The sequence below is a fragment of the Acidovorax sp. 22279 genome, from assembly GCF_052045435.1.
In the GTDB taxonomy this organism is placed as follows: domain Bacteria; phylum Pseudomonadota; class Gammaproteobacteria; order Burkholderiales; family Burkholderiaceae_C; genus Acidovorax; species Acidovorax delafieldii.
Window position 1 is genome coordinate 254,096 of record NZ_JBQEOV010000003.1, and the last position, 19,138, is coordinate 273,233.

21 protein-coding genes are annotated in these 19,138 nt (G+C 63.0%); 13 read left to right on the plus strand and 8 right to left on the minus strand.

The features are described from left to right. Positions 1 to 80 precede the first annotated feature (80 nt). The gene (dnaB, locus tag ACTJKQ_RS05660) at positions 81 to 1,493 is read left to right on the plus strand and encodes a replicative DNA helicase (RefSeq protein WP_056061481.1); all 1,413 of its coding nucleotides are present in this window, start codon (positions 81 to 83) and stop codon (positions 1,491 to 1,493) included. A 129-nt stretch (positions 1,494 to 1,622) separates the two neighbouring features. Here dnaB and ACTJKQ_RS05665 read toward each other — a convergent pair whose 3' ends face one another. From ACTJKQ_RS05665 to ACTJKQ_RS05680, 4 genes are all read right to left on the minus strand, one after another. Then, entirely contained in the window at positions 1,623 to 2,009 is a 387-nt protein-coding gene (locus tag ACTJKQ_RS05665; protein ID WP_440596276.1) for a hypothetical protein, read from the minus strand. Between the two features lies 1 nt (position 2,010). Further along, positions 2,011 to 3,771 carry a PhoH family protein gene (locus ACTJKQ_RS05670; protein WP_440596277.1) on the minus strand — a complete coding sequence of 587 codons (1,761 nt, stop codon included), beginning with the start codon at positions 3,769 to 3,771 and terminating at the stop codon, positions 2,011 to 2,013. A gap of 240 nt (positions 3,772 to 4,011) precedes the next feature. Further along, on the minus strand, positions 4,012 to 4,497 hold the full coding sequence (locus tag ACTJKQ_RS05675) for a peroxiredoxin (protein WP_015013251.1): 486 nt from the start codon (positions 4,495 to 4,497) through the stop codon (positions 4,012 to 4,014). 224 nt (positions 4,498 to 4,721) lie between these two features. Continuing rightward, positions 4,722 to 5,093, minus strand: coding sequence for an Mth938-like domain-containing protein (locus tag ACTJKQ_RS05680; protein ID WP_056061493.1), 372 nt, complete (start codon positions 5,091 to 5,093; stop codon positions 4,722 to 4,724). 149 nt (positions 5,094 to 5,242) lie between these two features. Between ACTJKQ_RS05680 and ACTJKQ_RS05685 the strand changes: the two genes are divergently transcribed. The 8 genes from ACTJKQ_RS05685 (at position 5,243) to moaD (ending at position 13,001) form a co-directional block, all read left to right on the plus strand. Next, positions 5,243 to 6,490 carry a pyridoxal phosphate-dependent aminotransferase gene (locus ACTJKQ_RS05685; RefSeq protein ID WP_056061495.1) on the plus strand — a complete coding sequence of 416 codons (1,248 nt, stop codon included), beginning with the start codon at positions 5,243 to 5,245 and terminating at the stop codon, positions 6,488 to 6,490. A gap of 37 nt (positions 6,491 to 6,527) precedes the next feature. Next, entirely contained in the window at positions 6,528 to 7,559 is a 1,032-nt protein-coding gene (locus ACTJKQ_RS05690) for a DUF1176 domain-containing protein (RefSeq protein ID WP_440596278.1), read from the plus strand. A gap of 72 nt (positions 7,560 to 7,631) precedes the next feature. After that, positions 7,632 to 8,966 (plus strand): homoserine dehydrogenase, encoded by a 1,335-nt coding sequence (locus ACTJKQ_RS05695; RefSeq protein WP_056061503.1) that lies wholly within the window; start codon positions 7,632 to 7,634, stop codon positions 8,964 to 8,966. Between the two features lie 35 nt (positions 8,967 to 9,001). Then, complete coding sequence (locus tag ACTJKQ_RS05700) at positions 9,002 to 9,316, plus strand: response regulator (RefSeq protein WP_440596279.1); 315 nt, start codon at positions 9,002 to 9,004, stop codon at positions 9,314 to 9,316. A 39-nt stretch (positions 9,317 to 9,355) separates the two neighbouring features. Continuing rightward, positions 9,356 to 10,801 (plus strand): threonine synthase, encoded by a 1,446-nt coding sequence (thrC, locus tag ACTJKQ_RS05705; protein WP_440596280.1) that lies wholly within the window; start codon positions 9,356 to 9,358, stop codon positions 10,799 to 10,801. 144 nt (positions 10,802 to 10,945) lie between these two features. Next, a complete protein-coding gene (gene mobB, locus ACTJKQ_RS05710; RefSeq protein ID WP_440596281.1) occupies positions 10,946 to 11,515 on the plus strand; it encodes a molybdopterin-guanine dinucleotide biosynthesis protein B in 570 nt (189 codons plus the stop codon). Next, entirely contained in the window at positions 11,500 to 12,753 is a 1,254-nt protein-coding gene (locus tag ACTJKQ_RS05715) for a molybdopterin molybdotransferase MoeA (RefSeq protein ID WP_436075547.1), read from the plus strand. Before mobB ends, ACTJKQ_RS05715 begins: the two co-directional genes overlap by 16 nt. Then, positions 12,750 to 13,001, plus strand: coding sequence for a molybdopterin converting factor subunit 1 (moaD, locus tag ACTJKQ_RS05720; RefSeq protein WP_056061518.1), 252 nt, complete (start codon positions 12,750 to 12,752; stop codon positions 12,999 to 13,001). Before ACTJKQ_RS05715 ends, moaD begins: the two co-directional genes overlap by 4 nt. 33 nt (positions 13,002 to 13,034) lie before the next feature. On the opposite strand, the gene dapA is transcribed toward moaD, so the two are convergent. The 3 genes from dapA to ACTJKQ_RS05735 all read right to left on the minus strand — a co-directional run bounded on the left by dapA (position 13,035) and on the right by ACTJKQ_RS05735 (position 14,807). Further along, positions 13,035 to 13,913, minus strand: coding sequence for a 4-hydroxy-tetrahydrodipicolinate synthase (gene dapA / locus ACTJKQ_RS05725; protein WP_440596282.1), 879 nt, complete (start codon positions 13,911 to 13,913; stop codon positions 13,035 to 13,037). 272 nt (positions 13,914 to 14,185) lie between these two features. After that, positions 14,186 to 14,545 (minus strand): hypothetical protein, encoded by a 360-nt coding sequence (locus ACTJKQ_RS05730; protein WP_108497203.1) that lies wholly within the window; start codon positions 14,543 to 14,545, stop codon positions 14,186 to 14,188. Between the two features lie 7 nt (positions 14,546 to 14,552). Continuing rightward, on the minus strand, positions 14,553 to 14,807 hold the full coding sequence (locus tag ACTJKQ_RS05735; protein WP_056061527.1) for a hypothetical protein: 255 nt from the start codon (positions 14,805 to 14,807) through the stop codon (positions 14,553 to 14,555). 87 nt (positions 14,808 to 14,894) lie between these two features. Between ACTJKQ_RS05735 and ACTJKQ_RS05740 the strand changes: the two genes are divergently transcribed. After that, on the plus strand, positions 14,895 to 15,125 hold the full coding sequence (locus ACTJKQ_RS05740; RefSeq protein WP_056061531.1) for a hypothetical protein: 231 nt from the start codon (positions 14,895 to 14,897) through the stop codon (positions 15,123 to 15,125). Positions 15,126 to 15,172: 47 nt separating this feature from the next. Further along, positions 15,173 to 15,649 (plus strand): molybdenum cofactor biosynthesis protein MoaE, encoded by a 477-nt coding sequence (locus tag ACTJKQ_RS05745; protein ID WP_440596283.1) that lies wholly within the window; start codon positions 15,173 to 15,175, stop codon positions 15,647 to 15,649. A gap of 95 nt (positions 15,650 to 15,744) precedes the next feature. Here the strand turns inward: ACTJKQ_RS05745 and ACTJKQ_RS05750 are convergent, their stop codons facing one another. Continuing rightward, positions 15,745 to 16,011, minus strand: coding sequence for a hypothetical protein (locus tag ACTJKQ_RS05750; RefSeq protein WP_395455632.1), 267 nt, complete (start codon positions 16,009 to 16,011; stop codon positions 15,745 to 15,747). A gap of 383 nt (positions 16,012 to 16,394) precedes the next feature. Between ACTJKQ_RS05750 and rpsO the strand changes: the two genes are divergently transcribed. Next, positions 16,395 to 16,661 carry a 30S ribosomal protein S15 gene (gene rpsO, locus ACTJKQ_RS05755; protein WP_005793232.1) on the plus strand — a complete coding sequence of 89 codons (267 nt, stop codon included), beginning with the start codon at positions 16,395 to 16,397 and terminating at the stop codon, positions 16,659 to 16,661. 207 nt (positions 16,662 to 16,868) lie between these two features. Then, complete coding sequence (gene pnp / locus ACTJKQ_RS05760; RefSeq protein WP_056061536.1) at positions 16,869 to 19,112, plus strand: polyribonucleotide nucleotidyltransferase; 2,244 nt, start codon at positions 16,869 to 16,871, stop codon at positions 19,110 to 19,112. Positions 19,113 to 19,138: the final 26 nt, after the last annotated feature.

A 19,138-nucleotide genomic window follows, 5' to 3' on the forward strand; every position in this document is an offset into this window, starting at 1 on the left:
ACCCCCGCCTTATCCACAGACTTGTGCCATGACGACACGCCGCGTGGGCGATAGCATGCCGGGTTAGCTCCAAGGATTCCATGTCTGCCGTTTTCCCACCCCTTGATGATGGATTCACGCCCGTGCCGGACCGTGAAATTGCCCAGTTGCGTGTGCCACCGCACTCCATCGAGGCGGAGTCCAGTGTGCTGGGCGGTCTGCTGCTGGACAACAACGCCTGGGACCGCGTGGGCGACCTGCTGGTAGAAAGCCATTTCTACCGCCACGAGCACCAGATGATCTATACGGCCATTGGCGCGCTGATCAATGCCAGCAAGCCAGCCGACGTGATCACGGTGTTCGAGCATCTGCAGAACCAGGGTAAGGCGCAGGAGATGGGCGGGCTGGCCTATCTGAACAATCTGGCGCAATACGTACCCAGTGCCAGCAATATTCGGCGCTATGCCGAAATCGTTCGCGAACGCGCCATCCTGCGCAAGCTGGTCACGGCCAGCGACGAAATTTCGACCAACGCGTTCAACCCCCAAGGCAAAACGGTGGAACGCATTCTGGACGAAGCCGAGGCCAAGATCTTTGCCATTGGCGAAGAGGGTTCGCGCACCAAGCAGGGCTTCCAGTCGCTCGATACGCTGGTGATTGACCTGCTCGACCGCGTGCAGGAGATGGCTGACAACCCTGTGGACGTCACGGGCGTCCCCACCGGCTTTGCCGACCTGGACCGCATGACCAGCGGCTTGCAGGCGGGCGACATGGTGGTGCTGGCAGCCCGCCCGTCCATGGGCAAAACCTCGTTCGCGGTGAACATTGCTGAGCACGTGGCGCTCAACGAGGGCTTGCCGGTCGCCATCTTCTCGATGGAAATGGGTGCCGCTCAATTGGCGGTGCGTATCGTGGGCTCGATCGGCCGGGTGAACCAGGGCAACCTGCGCACCGGCAAGCTCACCGACGATGAATGGCCACGCCTGACCGAAGCCATCGAAAAGCTGCGCACGGTGTCGCTGCACATTGACGAAACCCCGGGCCTCACGCCGAGCGAGCTGCGTGCCAACGCGCGCCGTCTGGCGCGCCAGTGCGGCAAGCTGGGTCTGATCGTGGTGGACTACTTGCAGCTCATGAGCGGCTCGGGTTCGTCGGGCTCGGACAACCGGGCGACGGAGCTGGGCGAAATTTCCCGGGGCCTCAAGATGCTGGCCAAGGAGTTGCAATGCCCGGTGATCGCGCTGTCTCAGCTCAACCGCTCGGTGGAGCAGCGTACCGACAAGCGCCCCATGATGTCCGACCTGCGCGAATCGGGCGCCATCGAGCAGGACGCGGACATCATCATGTTCATCTACCGCGACGACTACTACAACAAGGACTCCAAAGAGCCCAACGTGGCCGAGGTCATCATTGGCAAACAGCGGAACGGCCCCACCGGAACCGTGAAGCTGTTCTTCCAGAAGAACCAGACGCGCTTTGAGAACCTGGCGATGGGTTCCGGCGACGATTTCTAATAAAAATAGCTGCTAGCGCCGGTTTTATATGCGCTAGCAGCTATTGAATTTATAGCAAACAAGTTCTGGTGCCATGCCGTACAGTGCCCGTGGTTCCAGGCTCCCGGCATGCGCGGTATCGCTATTGCGCTATTGAGTTAGTACCCACACCAGCAAACCTGCGCATGCCACTGCCAGCATGCTCACCGCCACGGTGAGCCATTGTTGGCGTCGGCGCAGCACTTCCACCGCCTGCACCACCTGGGCATGCTGTTCGGCCAGGGACTGAATCAGCATGGCGGACTCCTGCTGCTCCCGCTCCAATTGCGCCACGCGGTCACGCAGATGCTGAAGCTGCAAGGCCACCGGAATGGCGGGCTCGCCGCCGGCACCATCGAGTGCACCCGTCGCCGCTTCGGCATTCCCTTTTTGGGTGGTGCCCAGCAGCTTCTTGGCCGCCTGCAGGATCTGGGGCGTCGCCTCGATGACGTCGCCCCAGGGCACCAGTTTCAGTGCTGCAACCCAGCCCGCTGCCAACTCAAAGCACCTCGCTGGCGAAGTCCGCCAGGCGTGAGCGTTCGCCCCGCGCCAGGGTGATGTGCCCGCTGTGTGGCCAGCCCTTGAAGCGGTCCACCGCATACGTCAGGCCGGAGGAGCCTTCGGTCAGGTACGGTGTATCGATCTGCGCCAGGTTGCCCATGCAGATGATCTTGGTGCCGGGGCCTGCGCGGGTGATCAGTGTCTTCATCTGCTTGGGCGTCAGGTTCTGCGCCTCGTCGATGATCACGTACTTGTTCAGGAAGGTGCGCCCGCGCATGAAGTTCATGCTCTTGATCTTGATGCGGCTGCGGATCAGCTCGTTGGTGGCCGCGCGGCCCCACTCTCCTGCGTTGCCGCCATCACCCTTGGCCAAAAACTCCAGGTTGTCATCCAGTGCGCCCATCCAGGGGCCCATCTTCTCTTCTTCGGTGCCGGGCAGGAAGCCGATGTCCTCGCCCACGCTCACGGTGGCGCGTGTCATGATGATCTCGGTGTAGCGGCGGTCGTCCAGCACCTGGGTGAGGCCCGCGGCCAGGGCCAGCAGGGTCTTGCCGGTGCCTGCAGTGCCGGTCAGGGTCACGAAGTCGATCTCGGGGTCCATGAGCAGATTCATGGCGTAGTTCTGCTCGCGGTTGCGCGTGGTCACGCCCCACACAGCATTCTTGGTGGAGCCATAGTCCTTGAGCGTCTGCAGCACCGCAGTCTTTTCACGGATCTCGCTCACGCGCGCAAACAGGCTGGGCTCGCCGGGGGCCTCGAAGTACACAAACTGGTTGATCATCAGCTGCGGCACGATGGGCCCGCCGATGCGGTAGTAGGTGTGGGCGCCGCTCTGCCAGCTTTCTACGTTCTTGCCGCTCTTGGCCCAGAAGTCGGGGGGCAGGGCCAGCACACCGGCGTACAGCAGGTCGCCGTCTTCCAGCGTCTTGTCATTCTGGTAGTCCTCGGCGTTCAGGCCCAGGGCGCGCGCCTTGACGCGCATGTTGATGTCCTTGGATACCAGCACCACCTCGCGCGGGGCGTGCAGCTTGCGCAGGGCTTCGACCACGCCCAGGATCTGGTTGTCGGCCTTGCCGGGGGGCAGGCTGGTGGGCAGGCTGTAATCCAGCGGTACGGTCTGGAAGAACAGGTGGCCGCCCGCGGCGCGCTGGCCGGTGGAGTCGAGCTTGAGGCCCTTGGCCATGTCGGCGCCCTGGGCTGCAGCCAGCGCATCCAGGGTGCGGCTGGCTTGGCGGCCGTTGCGCGCGACTTCGGTCATGCCCTTCTTGTGGCCGTCCAATTCTTCCAGCACGATCATCGGCAGGAAGATGTCGTGCTCTTCAAAGCGGAACAGGCTGGTCGGGTCATGCAGGAGCACATTGGTGTCCAGCACGAAGAGCTTGGTCGGGCCGTGCGATGCGGACTTGCGGCTGCGTGTGGTGGTTGCGGTGGCTGGCGCGGGGCTGGCGGTGACGGCAGGAGGAGTGGCGGTACCGCGCGCCTTGCGCGTGCCAGTGCTGCGAGCCACGGGAGCGGCAGAGGGGGCAGCTGCACGGGTTCGTGTCTCGATTTGTAGCAGTGGAGCGGTGTCAGGCGCTGCCAGCGACGAGGCCACACTGTCTGCCTTGCGCCCCGCGCGGGCTGGGGCTGCAGCGGCGCGCTGAGGCATGGCAACGGCTTCGTTGGCCGAGGTGGTGGCTACGCGGGGGCGGGCCGTGACTTCAAAGGCTTCTGGCGCGAGGAGTGCAGCGCGCCGGCTGGGGGCGGGGGGCAGGGGCATGGTGGCAGGGCCTCGGTCGGTAAAGGGATAACGGATAGGGTCAGAAAGCAAAAAGCCGCCTGGAGGCCAAGGCGGCTTTTTGGATGGGTGCTAACGGTGCAAGAACCAGGGGCATTGATCCATTATGCCCACTCCATGTGTCTTGCCAGGGCAAAACGGGTGGTGTGTCGCGTGGATGCTCCAGTGCCCTTTGGTGGATTGCAACGGTCGCAGCAGCGCTGATGCGATCAGGTTGTCCGCTCAGGCGGCCTTTTTCAGGGCCTTGAGGGATTTGACGGTCTTGAGGACTTCGTCCACATGGCCTGGTACCTTGAGGCCGCGCCACTCTTGCACCAACAGGCCATCGGGGCCGATCAGGAAGGTGCTGCGCTCGATGCCCTTGACCTTCTTGCCGTACATGATCTTGTTCTTGACCACACCGAACATGTGGCACATCTTTTCTTCGGTGTCGGCAATCAGCTCGAACGGCAGTTCCAGCTTTTCCTTGAAGTCGTCGTGCGACTTCATGTTGTCGCGCGAGACACCGAACACGGCTGCGCCAGCTTTCACGAAATCCTTGTACTTGTCGCGAAACTGCATGGCCTCCGTGGTGCAGCCCGGCGTGTTGTCCTTGGGATAGAAGTAGAGAACCAGAATTTGGCCAAGGTGGGAGGTGTTGGAGACCTTGATACCACCGGTTGCGTTGGCTTCAAATTCAGGGAGGGGTTTGTTGACAACGATCGCCATATCACTTCAATCTCTCAGGATGTAGTCGTTGGTAAGCCGGGGGAGTGGGTGTGTTATTGCTCTTGGTGGTGCCCCCGACCGCAACCGGTGATTTTACCCTGAAATCGGTTCCCGGCCAAATGTAAGACAGTGTGTCCTGCGTGGGGTGGCGGGCACTTTGGCACGGCAGTACATAAGTGGCATTCCCGGTGCGCCCGACTTTGAGGCAGGCCGTGAGCGCGCGTTCAGACTTCCAGAATCAGGGCTGCGACCACGTTGCGTCCTTCGCTCGCCAGGATGTTGTAGGTGCGGCATGCTGCCTGGGTGTCCATGGTCTCCAGCCCAAGTCGCCGCGCTATCAGGGGAGCCAACCATGCGGGCGGGGGAAAACGATTGCGCAGCCCGCTGCCAAAAATGACCAGTTCGGTTTCCAGTCCGGCCAACTGGGCGAAATGCTCCGGGGTCAGGTCCTCAAAGCGGGAGCAGGGCCAGGGCTGGCGCAGGCCTGCCGACCCGATGATGACGCTGTGGGTGATCTTGTCGGCGTCGATGCCGATCCAGCCGGGGCCGTAGCCGCTGATGGTCTGAGCGTTGGAGCGGTCGGGCTGGAATTTCATGGCAGGAAGTGGTGGGCCTCAGGTGCTGCGGGGTGTGGCAGCGGCGCCCGGCGCCAGGGGATGGCAACGGTTCTGTGGTCAAATTATAGGTTTCGCCTGAGGGCGCCGGCTCCGGCGGCCTCCTGACCCCACCGCACTACTGTCAGCGCATGAAAACCGTCCAAAAATCCGCCAAGCTCGCCAATGTTTGCTACGACATCCGGGGCCCGATCATGGACGCGGCCAAGCAGATGGAGGAGGATGGGCACAAGATCATCAAGCTCAACATCGGCAATCTGGCGGTGTTTGGCTTTGATGCCCCCGAAGAAATCCAGCAGGACATGATCCGCAACCTGCCCAACTCGGCGGGCTACTCGGACAGCAAAGGCATCTTCGCCGCCCGCAAGGCCGTGATGCACGAGACCCAGAAGCAGGGCATCAAGGGCGTGGCGCTGGATGACATCTACCTGGGCAACGGCGCCAGCGAACTGATCGTAATGGCCACCAACGCGTTGCTGGACACGGGCGATGAGTTGTTGCTGCCATCGCCGGATTACCCGCTGTGGACTGCTGCGGCCAGCCTGTCGGGCGGCACGCCGGTGCACTACCTGTGCGATGAGGCCAATGGCTGGATGCCCGACCTGGAGGACATCCGCGCCAAGATCACGCCGCGTACCAAAGGCATCGTGGTCATCAACCCCAACAACCCCACGGGTGCGCTGTACTCAGTCGAGTTGCTCAAGGGCATCGTGGCCATCGCCCGCGAACACGGCCTAGTGATCTTTGCGGACGAGGTGTACGACAAGGTGTTGTACGACGGCGCCAAGCACACGGCCATCGGCTCGCTGAGCGAGGATGTGCTTACGCTCACCTTCAACTCGCTGTCCAAAAGCTACCGGTCTTGCGGTTACCGTGCTGGCTGGCTGGTGGTCTCGGGCGACAAGAAGCCCGCCAAGGACTACATCGAGGGCCTGAACATGCTCTCGAACATGCGACTTTGTGCCAACGTTCCTGGCCAGTGGGCCGTGCAGACGGCGCTGGGTGGTTACCAGAGCATCAACGAACTGGTCTGTGAGGGCGGCCGCCTGCGCAAGCAGCGTGATCTGGCCTATGAACTGATCACGGCCATCCCGGGCGTGACCTGTGTGAAACCTCAGGCCGCGCTGTACATGTTCCCGCGCCTAGACCCGGCGGTGTATCCCATCGAGGACGACCAGCAGTTCTTCCTGGAGTTGCTGCAGGAGACGAAGGTCATGCTGGTGCAGGGCACGGGTTTCAACTGGCCTGCTCCGGACCATTTCCGCATCGTGTTCCTGCCCCATGAAGACGACCTGCGCGATGCCATTGGCCGCGTGGCGCGCTTCCTGGAGCAATACCGAAAGCGCAAGCAGACCGCTGCGGCAGCCGTCGCGGCCTGATCCGTCGCGTTGCCCAGAAGACAAGGCGATACGCTCCATGCACAGACCCCCCGTTCTTGACCTGGCCCGGCATGTCGCCGCCTGTGGGCTGGTGGCGGCGGGCTTGCACGGCGCTGCTGTGCAGGCTGCCGACAAGGGCAAAGAGCCCGTGAGCTTCCAGCACAAGGACTGGGCCTTGCAGTGCGACAACACCCGCACTTGCAGGGCCGTGGGTTACCAGTCGGAGAGTGGCGAGTCGGAGCCGGTCTCCATGCGCCTGACCCGCGAGGCAGGACCTGACACGCCGGTGCTGGTGGACCTGCAGGTGTCCACCGAGAAAGCCACTCCAGCGTCGCTGCACCTCAAGGTGGGCACACTGTCTTTGCCAGGGCTCAAGGGCGACACCCCCAGCGTGCCTGCAGCGCAGGTGCCCCGCCTGCTGCAGGAGCTGCTCAAGAACGAAGAGGCCACGGTGGCCGCTGGCAAGGACCGTTGGGTGCTGTCACTGGCGGGTGTCACCGCGGTTCTGCTCAAAATGGACGAGGCCCAGGGCCGGGTGGGCACACCGGGTGCCTTGGTGCGCAAGGGCACGAAGCCAGAGGCTTCTGTGCTGCCGTCTTTGCCTGCTCCGGTCATCAAGGCTGTGTCCCCGATGCCTGCGCGCAAGGGGGATGCCGCACTGGCCAAGCCGCTGGTGGCTGCGCTGGGCCGCGCCAGTACCGAAGGCCAGTGCAACGGCGACGATGCGTTCAACCCCGCAAATGTGCAGGTCTACCGGCTCACGGAGCGCAAGGTGCTGCTGTCCGTGCCCTGTGGCATGGGCGCTTACAACTTCAGCAGCTTGCTGTGGGTGGCCAACGACCGCCCGCCCTACAAGCCAGAGCCCTTGCAGGACGTGGACGGCGATTTCGATCCGGCCTCGGGCACGGTGCATTCGGCGATGAAGGGCCGGGGCATTGGCGACTGCTGGTGGGTGCGTGAGTGGCAGTTCGACGGCCAGGGTTTTGTGCTGCGCAGCGAGTCTGGCGACGGCATGTGCCGTGGCTTTGCGGGTGGCGCCTGGCAGTTGCCGACCTATGTCACGCGTTGAGGGATCTGCTGCTCGACACCGCGCCCTCTACATCCCTCCCGAATCATTGTTTTTCTTTCCCTTCTCATTGCTATGAAACCCATCCAAGTAGGCCTTCTGGGCATCGGCACCGTCGGCAGCGGCGTGTTCAACGTGTTGCAGCGCAACCAGGACGAGATCAGCCGCCGTGCTGGCCGTGGCATCGAGATCACCATGGTGGCGGACCTGGACGTAGCGCGCGCCAAGGCTGTGGTGGGTGACGGCATCCAGGTCGTCAACGACGCCCGTGCCATCATCGCCAACCCCGACATCGATATCGTGATCGAGTTGATCGGCGGCTACGGCATCGCACGCGCACTGGTGCTCGAAGCCATTGCTGCAGGCAAGCATGTGGTCACCGCCAACAAGGCGCTGCTGGCCGTGCATGGCACCGAGATTTTTGCGGCCGCATCGGCCAAGGGTGTGATGGTGGCCTTCGAGGCCGCCGTGGCGGGTGGCATTCCTATCATCAAGGCGCTGCGCGAAGGCCTCACGGCCAACCGCATCCAGTGGATCGCCGGCATCATCAACGGCACCACCAACTTCATCCTGTCCGAGATGCGCAGCAAGGGCCTGGACTTCGACGTGGTGCTCAAAGAAGCGCAACGCCTGGGCTACGCCGAGGCCGACCCCACCTTCGACATTGAAGGCGTGGATGCCGCGCACAAGGCGACATTGATGAGCGCCATCGCTTTCGGCATCCCGGTGCAGTTCGACAAGGCCTATGTGGAAGGCATCACCAAGCTCTCCGCCGCCGACATCAAATACGCAGAACAACTGGGCTACCGCATCAAGCTGCTGGGCATCACCAAGCGCGCCGAAAAGGGCATCGAGCTGCGCGTGCACCCGAGCCTCGTACCCTCCAAGCGCCTGATCGCCAATGTCGAAGGCGCTATGAACGCCGTGGTGGTGCAGGGCGATGCCGTGGGCACTACGCTGTACTACGGCAAGGGCGCAGGCAGTGAGCCCACCGCCAGTGCAGTGATCGCCGACCTGGTAGACATCGCCCGCTTGCACACGGCCGACCCTGAACACCGCGTGCCGCACCTGGCCTTCCAGGCCAACACGCTGCAGGGCGCCATGGACCAGCTGCCCGTGCTGCCGATGAGCGAAGTGGTCACCAGCTACTACCTGCGCTTGCGCGTCGCCGACCAGGCTGGCGTGCTAGCCAAAGTCACCGGCCTGCTGGCCGAGGCAGGCGTGAGCATCGACGCCGTGCTGCAGCGCGAAGCCGATGAGGTGGGTGGCGAAGGATCGACTCAGACCGACCTGATCATCCTGACCCACGACACCCGCGAAGGCACGATGGATGCCGTCATCGCACAAATGCAGGCGCTGCCGACCGTGCTGGCACCCATCACGCGCATTCGCAAGGAAGAACTCAACTGATGATGGGCCACGCCACACCATGATGCTGCCCCGCCATGCCCACTCTGGTTGCCGCCCTCACGCTGTCGGCGCTGCTCAAGATGGCGCATGTCGATTTGCCGCGCTGGCATCTGGCGTTCTGGTTTGGCCTGCTGGTCGCACTGGCCCTGTTCGGGGCCATGTCGCGCACGCAGGCCCTGCTCAACGGGGTGGGCAGCTTTCTGGCCGCGTGGCTGTACTTTGTTCTGCTGGAGCGCACCGACAACCGCCAGGACCGGACACTGCACTGGCTCATCCTGATCGGCGGGTTCTTCCTGCTGATCGCCTCGCGTCTCTACATTGACATCCGTGTGTACGGCATCAGCTTTTAGCCAGTTCACCACGTTCACCGATACCGACGGGAATCCTTCATGAAGTACCTCAGCACCCGCGGCCATGCAGACCGCAAACAGTTCTGCGACATCCTGCTCGAAGGCCTGGCGCCCGATGGTGGCCTGTATCTGCCCGAGCATTACCCGCAGGTGGATGACGCCATGCTCACGCGCCTGCGCAAGGCCTACCACGAGCAAGGCTACGCCGAGCTGGCGTTCCAGATCCTGTCGCTCTACATCGACGACATTCCTGCCGCCGATTTGAAGGCCATCTGCGCCAAGACCTACACCGCCGAAGTGTTTGGCACAGGCGAGATCGTGCCCCTGCGCCACCTCGAAAACAGTCTGTGGCTCGAAGCCCTGTCCAACGGTCCTACGCTGGCCTTCAAGGACATGGCCATGCAGCTGCTGGGCAACCTGTTCGAGTACGAGCTCAAGCGCCGCGGCGAGCAGCTCAACATCCTGGGCGCGACCAGTGGCGACACCGGCAGCGCCGCCGAATACGCGATGCGCGGCAAAGAGGGCGTGCGTGTCTTCATGACCAGCCCGCACGGCCGCATGAGCGCGTTCCAGCAGGCGCAGATGTTCAGCCTGCAGGACGAGAACATCCACAACATCGCCATCGAGGGCGTGTTCGACGACTGCCAGGACATCGTCAAGGCCGTCTCCAACGACCACGCCTTCAAGGCCAAGTACAAGATTGGCACGGTCAACTCCATCAATTGGGCGCGCCTGCTGGCACAGGTGGTGTACTACTTTGCGGGCTACATCCAGGCCACCGAGACCAACAACCAGAAGGTGAGTTTCACGGTGCCATCGGGCAACTTTGGCAACGTGTGCGCGGGCCATGTGGCGCGCATGATGGGCCTGCCCATTGCCAAGCTGGTGGTGGCCACCAATGAAAACGACGTGCTCGACGAGTTCTTCCGCACCGGCGTGTACCGCGTGCGCAGCAGTGCAGACACGCACGAGACGTCCAGCCCTTCGATGGATATCAGCAAGGCCAGCAACTTCGAGCGTTTCATTTTCGACCTGCTGGGCCGCAACGGCCAACGTACCAAGGCCTTGTTCGGCGCTGCATTGCAAACCTACGGCCGCTTTGACTTGAGCGCGGAGCCGCTGTTTGCCGATGCCGCCACCAAATACGGTTTTGAAAGTGGCAAGAGCACCCACGCCGACCGCCTGGCCACCATCCGCGACAACTATCAGCGCCATGGCGTGACCATCGACACCCACACCGCCGACGGGGTGAAGGTGGCCCTGGAGCATCACCAAGACCCCAACGTACCGATGATCGTGCTGGAAACGGCGCTGCCCATCAAGTTTGCCGAAACCATCGTCGAAGCGCTGGGCCATGCGCCCGAGCGGCCTGCCAAGTTTGCAGGCATCGAAGACCTGCCCAAGCGTGTACAGGTGATGCCCGCCGACGTGGACCTGGTCAAGGCCTACATCGAACGCCATTGCTCCCCTGCCGCGCTGGGGTGAACGGTCGGTACCTGCCTGTCCGCGTGAGCGGCCGGCAGATGCCGGGCGGGCCAGGACAGGGTCGTTTGTGGTCAATATTGCCCCGGGCGCTAGTCTGGTATGCACTTAAAGCTATAAATAACATAGCTAATCAAGGAGCAGTGGATGAAGGTTGTCGGTTTTGCCGGGTTTTCCGGCAGTGGCAAGACCACGCTGGTCGAGCAGTTGATCCCCGCGCTGCGGCTGCGGGGCCTGCGAGTGTCGGTGGTCAAGCATGCCCACCACAGTTTTGATGTGGACCACCCGGGCAAGGACACCTACCGCCACCGCGAGGCGGGGGCTTTCGAGGTGGTGGCGGCATCGGACAAGCGCCTGATGATGGTGCGCGAGTTCGAGCAGCCCGCCACCCTCAGCGTGCACCACCTGCTGGCGGAGCTGTACCAGGGTGTGGACTGGGTGCTGGTGGAGGGTTTCAAGGACAGCGACCTGCTCAAGATCGAAGTCTGGCGAGCCCCCGAGCCAGGGCAAGTGGCCAAGCCCGTGCGTTACCCCGAAGACGACTTTGTGGTGGCTGTGGCCACTGATGCCCCCGAGAGCCTGCCTGTCGCCACGCAATTGCCCTTGCTGGACCTGAACGCACCCGACCAAGTGGTGGACTGGCTCATCCAGTACGAACACCGCTTTGAATACAACTGGGAATTGCACGGAGGGCTGCTGCCATGCGCCCCGCAATGAAGCCGCTCAAGCCGCTGGACGAGGCGCTGGCGGACCTGCTGGCGCACGCCCAGCTGCTGCCAGGCTCCGATACCGTCACCACCTTTGACGCCGACGGCCGCGTGCTGGCGCAAAGCTGTGTGTCGGCTCTGCAGGTGCCTCCCCAGGACAACAGCTCGATGGATGGTTACGCCTTGCGCTGCGCCGATGTGGCGGCGGCAGGGGTGGTGTTGCCGGTGTCCCAGCGCATTCCTGCCGGCAGTGCGGGCGACCCACTGCAGCCCGGCACGGCAGCGCGCATCTTCACCGGCGCTCCAGTGCCTGCAGGCGCCGATGCCATCCTGATGCAGGAAGACTGTGAAGCCCTTGCGGCGGCCGATGGCCTGGGCTCGGTGCGTATCAACGCCGTTCCGCAAGCCGGGCAGTGGATCCGCAGCGCGGGCGAAGACATCACCCGGGGTGCGGTGGTGCTGTCGGCTGGCACGCGTCTCACTCCGGCCGAACTGGGCCTGGCGGCCAGCATCGGTCAGCACCAGCTGCAGGTCGCGCGGCGCCCGCGCGTGGCGCTGTTTTCCACGGGCGATGAACTGGTCATGCCCGGCGAAGTCCCGCCCGAGCAGATGCGACTCGGTGCCATCTACAACAGCAACCGCTTTTTCCTGCGTGCGATGCTGCTACGCCTGGGCTGCGAGGTGACCGACTTGGGCATCGTGCCCGACCGGCGCGAGGCCACCATCGACGCCCTGCGCCAGGCCAGCAGCGCGCACGACCTGATCCTGACCAGCGGGGGCGTGAGCGTGGGTGAGGAAGACCACATCAAGCCTGCTGTGGAGACTCTGGGCACGCTGGACCTGTGGCAGATCGCGATGAAGCCCGGCAAGCCGTTTGCCTATGGCCAGATCCCGCGTGAAGGCGGTGCTGCCCACTTCATGGGCCTGCCCGGCAACCCGGTGTCGAGCTTTCTGACCTTTGCGTTGCTGGTGCGGCCCTTTGTGCTGCGGCTGCAGGGCGTGCAGGACGTGACTCCGCAGGCCGTGGCGGTGCGTGCCGATTTCACCTGGCCCAAAGCCGATAAACGCCGCGAATTTCTGCGCGTGCAGCACAACGCGGCGGGCGGACTGGACCTGTTCAACAACCAGAGTTCGGGCGTGCTCACTTCGGCCGCCTGGGGTGATGGCGTGGTGGACAACCCGGCGGGCCAGACGATTGCGCCAGGCGATATGGTGCGGTTTATCGCGTTTTCGGAGTTGCTGGGATGAAGGTCTCTGTGCGCTACTTTGCCTCGATCCGTGAGGCCATTGGGCACGGCAGCGAGGCGGTCGAAACCGCTGCCACCACGCTGGGCGCCTTGCGCGACGAGCTCATCGCACGCGGTGGTGCCCATGCCAGCAGCCTCGCGCGGGGCCGGGCCGTGCGCATGGCACTCAACCAGACCTTGAGCGACGAGTCCGCCACCCTGGCCGATGGGGCCGAGGTGGCTTTCTTCCCCCCGGTGACGGGCGGCTAGCCAGGGCGCTCCCGCGCTCGCCAGCACGTCACCTTAAAGCGCCTTCAAACGATCTTGCAGCGCCTTTGAGGCCGGCATCATCGGCGCGCGCAGTTCACTGTGCATCCACCCTGCATGCGCCAGCATGGCCTTGAGCGGGGCAGGGTTGGGCTCTGCAAAACACGCTTCCACCCAGGGTTGCAAGGCCTGCCACAAATGGCGGGCTGCGGGCAGGTCGCCCTGACGCAGCAATGCCATCAACTCCACAAAAAGCGGCGTCTGCCAGTGTGCACAGGCAGAGATGGCGCCTGCGCCGCCGAGGGTCAGCGTATGGAAGATCTGCGCGTCTTCGCCCGTCAGCACCTGCAGCCGGCCATCGGCGATCAGGGCCTGCGTCTTGGCCGTGTTGCCGCCACAGTCCTTGATGGCCTCTATGCGCGGATGTGCCGCCAGCGCCAGCAGCGTTTCGGTGGTGAGCGTGGCGCCTGTGCGGTACGGGATGTCGTAGATCAGCAGGGGCACCGCGCTGGCGTCGGCCAGAGTGCGGAACCAGTGCAGCAGGCCCTCCTGCGAGGGGCGGATGTAGTGCGGGGCGGACACCAGCAGGCCAGCCACCGGGTGGTGTGCAAGGGCCTGCACCTGTTCCAGCACCTGGCCCTGGTGGTAACCCGACACGCCCATCACCACGGGCAAACCCTGGGCGGCGCTGAGCACGGTCTCCAGCACCTGCAGTTGCTCGGCCTTGTCGAGGGCCGCAGCCTCACCGGTCGAGCCGCAGGCAACGAAGCCCGCAACGCCGTCGGCACGCAGCCGGGTGGTGAGGGCGGCAAGGGCCGGGTGGTCCACGGCGCCGTCCTTGAACGGTGTGACCAAGGCGATCCAGAGCCCGCTGAACAGCGGCTGGAGGGAGGTGGCGGTATCGGTGGCAGACATGCGAAGCATCCTTTCAGGGTTCGACCAGGGGAAGAACCGTCCGGAGGGGGCGCGCGCGGAATGCCGGGGAGTGAAAAGAGAAAAGGAAATTTCTCTACCAGGTGGTTCCGTCGCTCATCCGGACGGAACCACAGCTCCGGTCAGATGAGCTCTGGTTTTTTGGTTTTGCCCACGCACTGCAACGCCACCGCAGGTGCGGCGGTCGTGGCAAAGGTGGTGCGCGTGGACATGGGCCGCAGTATAGCCAAGTGCCCACCGTGTTCCAAGGTTGGTCAGCCTGCCTGCGGTGGCTGGGCAGCGTTGGCTGCAGATTCGGGCTGCGGCGGCACCAGCACGGGGCATTGCCACACCAGCAGCTCGGCCAGCCGGGTGACGATCCATGTCGCTTCTGCCACCGCCACGCCAGATTCGGCCGTGCACAGCCCCGCGTGGATGCGCTGCAGGATCTCGGTCTCGGAAGGCGCCTGCACGTGGTACAGCGTCTGCGCGTGCTCCACCAGATGGCCTGCCAGGTCTTCGCACAGTTCGTAGCGGGCGCGCACACCGTTCGCCTTTTCCGTCAGGCGCCCTCGGGTGTCGGTGTAAACCGCCATGAAGGAGGGCGGCACGTGGATCTGGTTGTCGTCATCCATGGGGGGGTTAGTCGGGGGTGAACAGCCGTTCGAACTTGGCCTGATCGGAGGCCAGCTCGAAAGTCACCACCTGGCCCATTTTCATGTCCGACAGGCGGCAGGCACCAAACAGCGTCGTTTTGCCCGCCAGCTCCATCACATCCAAGTCAATGATGGCGTAGGGGTGGGGCACGAAGACCTGGTGCTCGAACACATCGCGGACCGTATTGCGCGGGGATGGGTAGAGCTTGTAGAGATCGGTCTGAATCGTTTGTGTGGCCATGGGTGGAAAGAGCTTGGAAGATCACGTACCGGATCGCATGCGGGTACAGTGCGGGCGAATCGTACAGACAAACGTTATTACCAATCTATGGCACGCAATAAAAGTGAATGGCCCGCCAAGGTGCTGGCGTTGGTTCGGGGCGGCAACCTGCCCGCTGCCATTGCTCAGATCAAGGTGGCACCGACCGTGGGCGACGTCACGCGGCTGCAGGCATTGCTGGCGCAGTTGCCCCCATCGCCCGCACTGGCGCAGTTGAACAAGGTGGTGGAGGAAGAACGCGCCCTGCTGGCCGCACCACGGCTGCATCGTTCGCCCTGACGCGACTTCCTGTCTGAACTCCACACCCCTGCTGAGAGCCTTTTGTCATGACTTTGCCCCGCGTTTCTATTCAGACCGAGGACTTTGACCTGTCCACCGAAATCGCTACCTTGCGTCGTGAGAACAAGGGTGTGGGCGCTGTCTGCAGCTTCGTGGGCACCGTCCGTGATCGCAACGAGGGGGATCAGGTGTCCTCCATGGATTTGGAGCACTACCCCGGCATGACCGAAAAATCTATCGAGGCCATGGTGGAAGAGGCCTTTCGGCGCTTCGATATTTTTGGCGCCCGCGTGATTCACCGCGTAGGTCTGCTGCAGCCCCTGGACCAGATCGTGCTGGTGGCGGTGACCAGTGCCCACCGGGGTCAGAGTTTTCAGGCCTGCGAGTTTTTGATGGACTACCTCAAGACCCAGGCGCCGTTCTGGAAAAAGGAGCAAACCTCACATGGCGCTCGGTGGGTGGATGCACGGGTGAGTGACGATGCAGCGCTCGCGCGCTGGGGGATCACGGCGGCCAACGCCTGAAAGAGCAACGGCCTTTTCGCAGCGCCGGCGCCACGCCCCCGGGGTGTCTCTGAGGGATGCGGATGACTTGAGGCTTGGCAGCGTGGTGTGTGGGGTCACGGTTTGTGGGTGTATCCGAGGCAGGCGCCCGCATTGGCGCGCCCCTTGCACTCCCGATACAGCCGGCGGTCGCGTTCCGAGCGGCTTTCCTCGGATGAGCTTCGCTCCTGTTTCACCTTGGTGGATTTCTTTTTCTTGCTCACTTCGCTATGGCCGCTTTGGGTCGCATTTTGGGTGGTGGCGTGGCTTGCCCCGGTATGCAGCCCGAGGCCAAGGGCCAGCATCCACAAAAGCAGGGGAGCGATAACCTTGCGCAGTGCCACGTTGGTCGAGGGGTGGAGGGCCGGGGGGAATGGCATGTTGAGTGGTCCGGGGTAGTGAATGTTGGGATGCCGGGGCGCCGGGTGATCTTAAAGTGGGCTTGGGCTGCAATGCGTCGAGGCGGGCTCACGCCGATGAGGCCTGTGCTGCGGCGTATCCTCTACGCTACACCGGCGGCGAAGGGCGGCAGCAAGCCCCCGTGTTCTGGTCCGGCGAGATCGGGCTGGCAAGGTGCCTGTGGGCTGGTCAGAGGCGAATTGAGGGCCTCGGGTTATAATCCACGAGTTTTGCATGGTGCAAGACGCACGCCTGCGGCCGTTCCAGCTGCTGGCGCAAGTAAAAACCATGGTCTTCCGCCTGCGGCAGGCCACATTCAAGGAAAAACATGATCGCATCCTCCATCAAGGCCGAAGTCGTCAAGGCGAACGCCCGTGCTGCCAATGACACTGGTAGCCCAGAAGTGCAAGTGGCCCTGCTGACCGCTCGCATCAACGAACTGACTCCCCACTTCAAGACGCACGCCAAGGACCACCATGGTCGCCGTGGCCTGCTGCGCATGGTGAGCCGTCGTCGTAAGCTGCTGGACTACCTGAAGGCCAAGGACGCTGACCGTTACACCGCGCTGATCGCCAAGTTGGGTCTGCGCAAGTAATCTTCATTGCATGCCAAAACGCCTGGGTTAGTCCGCTAGCTCAGGCGTTTTTTACTTCGGAGCCGCAAAACAGAGCGAAGCTGTGTCATTCCAATGAAGTTGTTGTTACTGCCTGGCGCAGAACTTCCCTGGAATGGCATCGTGTTCTGAATTGCTCTCCAAGACAATCTGGTAGGGCACTACCAGCTATTAAAACAGGAGCTGAACATGAGCATTTTCAACAAAGTCACCAAGACCTTCCAATGGGGTGACAAGACCGTCATTATGGAAACCGGCGAAATCGCCCGCCAGGCCTCTGGCGCCGTGCTGGTGAATATTGACGACACCGTGGTGCTGGCCACTGTGGTCGCCTCCAAGTCCGCCAAGCCCGGCCAGGACTTCTTTCCCCTGACGGTGGACTACATCGAGAAGACGTATGCTGCCGGCAAGATCCCTGGCAGCTTCTTCAAGCGCGAAGCCAAGCCCAGCGAGCACGAAACCCTGACCAGCCGCCTGATCGACCGCCCGATCCGTCCGCTGTTCCCCGAAGGTTTCTTCAACGAAGTGCACGTGGTGATCCACACGGTGTCGCTGAATCCTGAAGTGGATGCCGACATCGCTGCGTTGATCGCTACCAGTGCTGCCCTGGCCATCTCTGGCATTCCGTTCAACGGCCCCATTGGTGCCGCACGCGTGGGTTATATCAACGGCGAGTACGTGCTCAACCCTGGCCAGACTGCGCGCAAGAACTCGCAGATGGATCTGGTGGTGGCGGGCACCGAAGCCGCCGTGCTGATGGTCGAATCCGAAGCCCAGCAGCTGTCTGAAGAAATCATGCTGGGTGCCGTGGTGTTCGGTCACGAGCAAGGCAATGTGGCCATCAACGCCATTCACGAACTGGTGCGCGACGCGGGCAAGCCCGTGTGGCAATGGGAAGCGCCTGCCAAGGACGAAGCACTGATCGCCAAGGTGGTGGCACTGGCCGACGACAAGCTGCGCGCTGCCTACCAGATCCGCAACAAGCAAGCCCGCACCCAGGCCTGCCGCGAAGCCTATGCAGCCGTGATGGCGGCGTTGAAGGCCGATGGTGTTGAGTTCGACGCCGTCAAGGTTGAAGGCATGCTGTTCGACATCGAAGCGGGCATCGTGCGCAGCCAGATCCTGGCTGGCGAGCCTCGCATCGACGGCCGCGATACGCGCACCGTCCGCCCCATCGAGATCCGCAACAGCGTGCTGCCCCGCGCCCACGGCTCGGCCCTGTTCACGCGTGGCGAAACCCAGGCGCTGGTCGTGACCACGCTGGGCACCGAGCGTGATGCACAGCGCATCGATGCGCTGGCTGGCGAGTACGAAGACCGCTTCATGATGCACTACAACATGCCTCCCTTCGCCACCGGCGAAGTGGGTCGCATGGGCTCGACCAAGCGCCGTGAAATCGGCCACGGCCGTCTGGCCAAGCGTGCTCTGGTGGCTGTTCTGCCGACCAAGGAAGAATTCCCCTACACCATGCGTGTCGTGTCGGAAATCACTGAGTCCAACGGTTCCTCGTCGATGGCTTCGGTTTGCGGCGGCTGCCTGTCGCTGATGGATGCCGGCGTACCCATGAAGGCCCACGTGGCCGGTATTGCGATGGGGCTGATCAAGGACGCCAACCGTTTCGCCGTGCTGACCGACATCCTGGGCGATGAAGATCACCTGGGTGATATGGACTTCAAGGTGGCGGGTACCACGGGCGGTATCACGGCCCTGCAGATGGACATCAAGATCCAGGGCATCACCAAGGAAATCATGCAAGTGGCACTGGCCCAGGCCAAGGAAGCGCGCATGCACATCCTGGGCAAGATGCAGGAGGCCATGGGTGAAGCCAAGACCGAAGTGTCAAACTTCGCGCCCAAGCTGTACACCATGAAGATCAACCCCGAGAAGATCCGTGACGTGATCGGCAAGGGCGGCGCTGTGATCCGTGCGCTGACCGAAGAAACTGGCTGCCAGATCAACATCGAGGAAGACGGCACCATCACCATCGCCGCTACCGACGCTGCGAAGGCCGACGAAGCCAAGAAGCGCATCGAGCAGATCACGGCAGAAGTCGAGATCGGCAAGATCTACGAAGGCCCTGTGACCAAGATCCTCGACTTTGGCGCGCTGATCAATCTGCTGCCTGGCAAGGATGGTCTGCTGCACATCAGCCAGATCGCTCACGAGCGCGTCGAAAAAGTGTCCGACTACCTGACCGAAGGCCAGATCGTGAAGGTCAAGGTCATGGAAACCGACGAAAAGGGCCGCATCAAGCTGTCCATGAAGGTGTTGGCAGATCGTCCCGCCGGTGGCAGCGACCGTCCAGCGCCTGCAGAACGGGGCGATCGCGAACCCCGCCGTGATCACGGTCGTGATGGCGGCCGTCATCCCGCAGAGCAGCAACAGCAGCAGGCCCTGCCTGCAGATGGTGCGTCTGTTCAGGTGAATGGCTAAATTGTTGATCTGCTATTGATTTGGTA

Excerpts from the sequence above, each read along its gene's own strand:
- ACTJKQ_RS05695 (WP_056061503.1), top strand. The coding sequence starts at position 7,632 with ATGAAACCCATCCAAGTAGGCCTTCTGGGCATCGGCACCGTCGGCAGC.
- rpsO (WP_005793232.1), top strand. The coding sequence starts at position 16,395 with ATGATCGCATCCTCCATCAAGGCCGAAGTCGTCAAGGCGAACGCCCGT.
- pnp (WP_056061536.1), top strand. The coding sequence starts at position 16,869 with ATGAGCATTTTCAACAAAGTCACCAAGACCTTCCAATGGGGTGACAAG.
- ACTJKQ_RS05675 (WP_015013251.1), bottom strand. The coding sequence starts at position 4,497 with ATGGCGATCGTTGTCAACAAACCCCTCCCTGAATTTGAAGCCAACGCA.
- ACTJKQ_RS05690 (WP_440596278.1), top strand. The coding sequence starts at position 6,528 with ATGCACAGACCCCCCGTTCTTGACCTGGCCCGGCATGTCGCCGCCTGT.
- thrC (WP_440596280.1), top strand. The coding sequence starts at position 9,356 with ATGAAGTACCTCAGCACCCGCGGCCATGCAGACCGCAAACAGTTCTGC.
- dapA (WP_440596282.1), bottom strand. The coding sequence starts at position 13,913 with ATGTCTGCCACCGATACCGCCACCTCCCTCCAGCCGCTGTTCAGCGGG.
- mobB (WP_440596281.1), top strand. The coding sequence starts at position 10,946 with ATGAAGGTTGTCGGTTTTGCCGGGTTTTCCGGCAGTGGCAAGACCACG.
- ACTJKQ_RS05740 (WP_056061531.1), top strand. The coding sequence starts at position 14,895 with ATGGCACGCAATAAAAGTGAATGGCCCGCCAAGGTGCTGGCGTTGGTT.
- ACTJKQ_RS05730 (WP_108497203.1), bottom strand. The coding sequence starts at position 14,545 with ATGGATGACGACAACCAGATCCACGTGCCGCCCTCCTTCATGGCGGTT.
- ACTJKQ_RS05685 (WP_056061495.1), top strand. The coding sequence starts at position 5,243 with ATGAAAACCGTCCAAAAATCCGCCAAGCTCGCCAATGTTTGCTACGAC.
- ACTJKQ_RS05715 (WP_436075547.1), top strand. The coding sequence starts at position 11,500 with ATGCGCCCCGCAATGAAGCCGCTCAAGCCGCTGGACGAGGCGCTGGCG.
- ACTJKQ_RS05745 (WP_440596283.1), top strand. The coding sequence starts at position 15,173 with ATGACTTTGCCCCGCGTTTCTATTCAGACCGAGGACTTTGACCTGTCC.
- ACTJKQ_RS05670 (WP_440596277.1), bottom strand. The coding sequence starts at position 3,771 with ATGCCCCTGCCCCCCGCCCCCAGCCGGCGCGCTGCACTCCTCGCGCCA.
- dnaB (WP_056061481.1), top strand. The coding sequence starts at position 81 with ATGTCTGCCGTTTTCCCACCCCTTGATGATGGATTCACGCCCGTGCCG.
- ACTJKQ_RS05700 (WP_440596279.1), top strand. The coding sequence starts at position 9,002 with ATGCCCACTCTGGTTGCCGCCCTCACGCTGTCGGCGCTGCTCAAGATG.
- ACTJKQ_RS05735 (WP_056061527.1), bottom strand. The coding sequence starts at position 14,807 with ATGGCCACACAAACGATTCAGACCGATCTCTACAAGCTCTACCCATCC.
- moaD (WP_056061518.1), top strand. The coding sequence starts at position 12,750 with ATGAAGGTCTCTGTGCGCTACTTTGCCTCGATCCGTGAGGCCATTGGG.
- ACTJKQ_RS05680 (WP_056061493.1), bottom strand. The coding sequence starts at position 5,093 with ATGAAATTCCAGCCCGACCGCTCCAACGCTCAGACCATCAGCGGCTAC.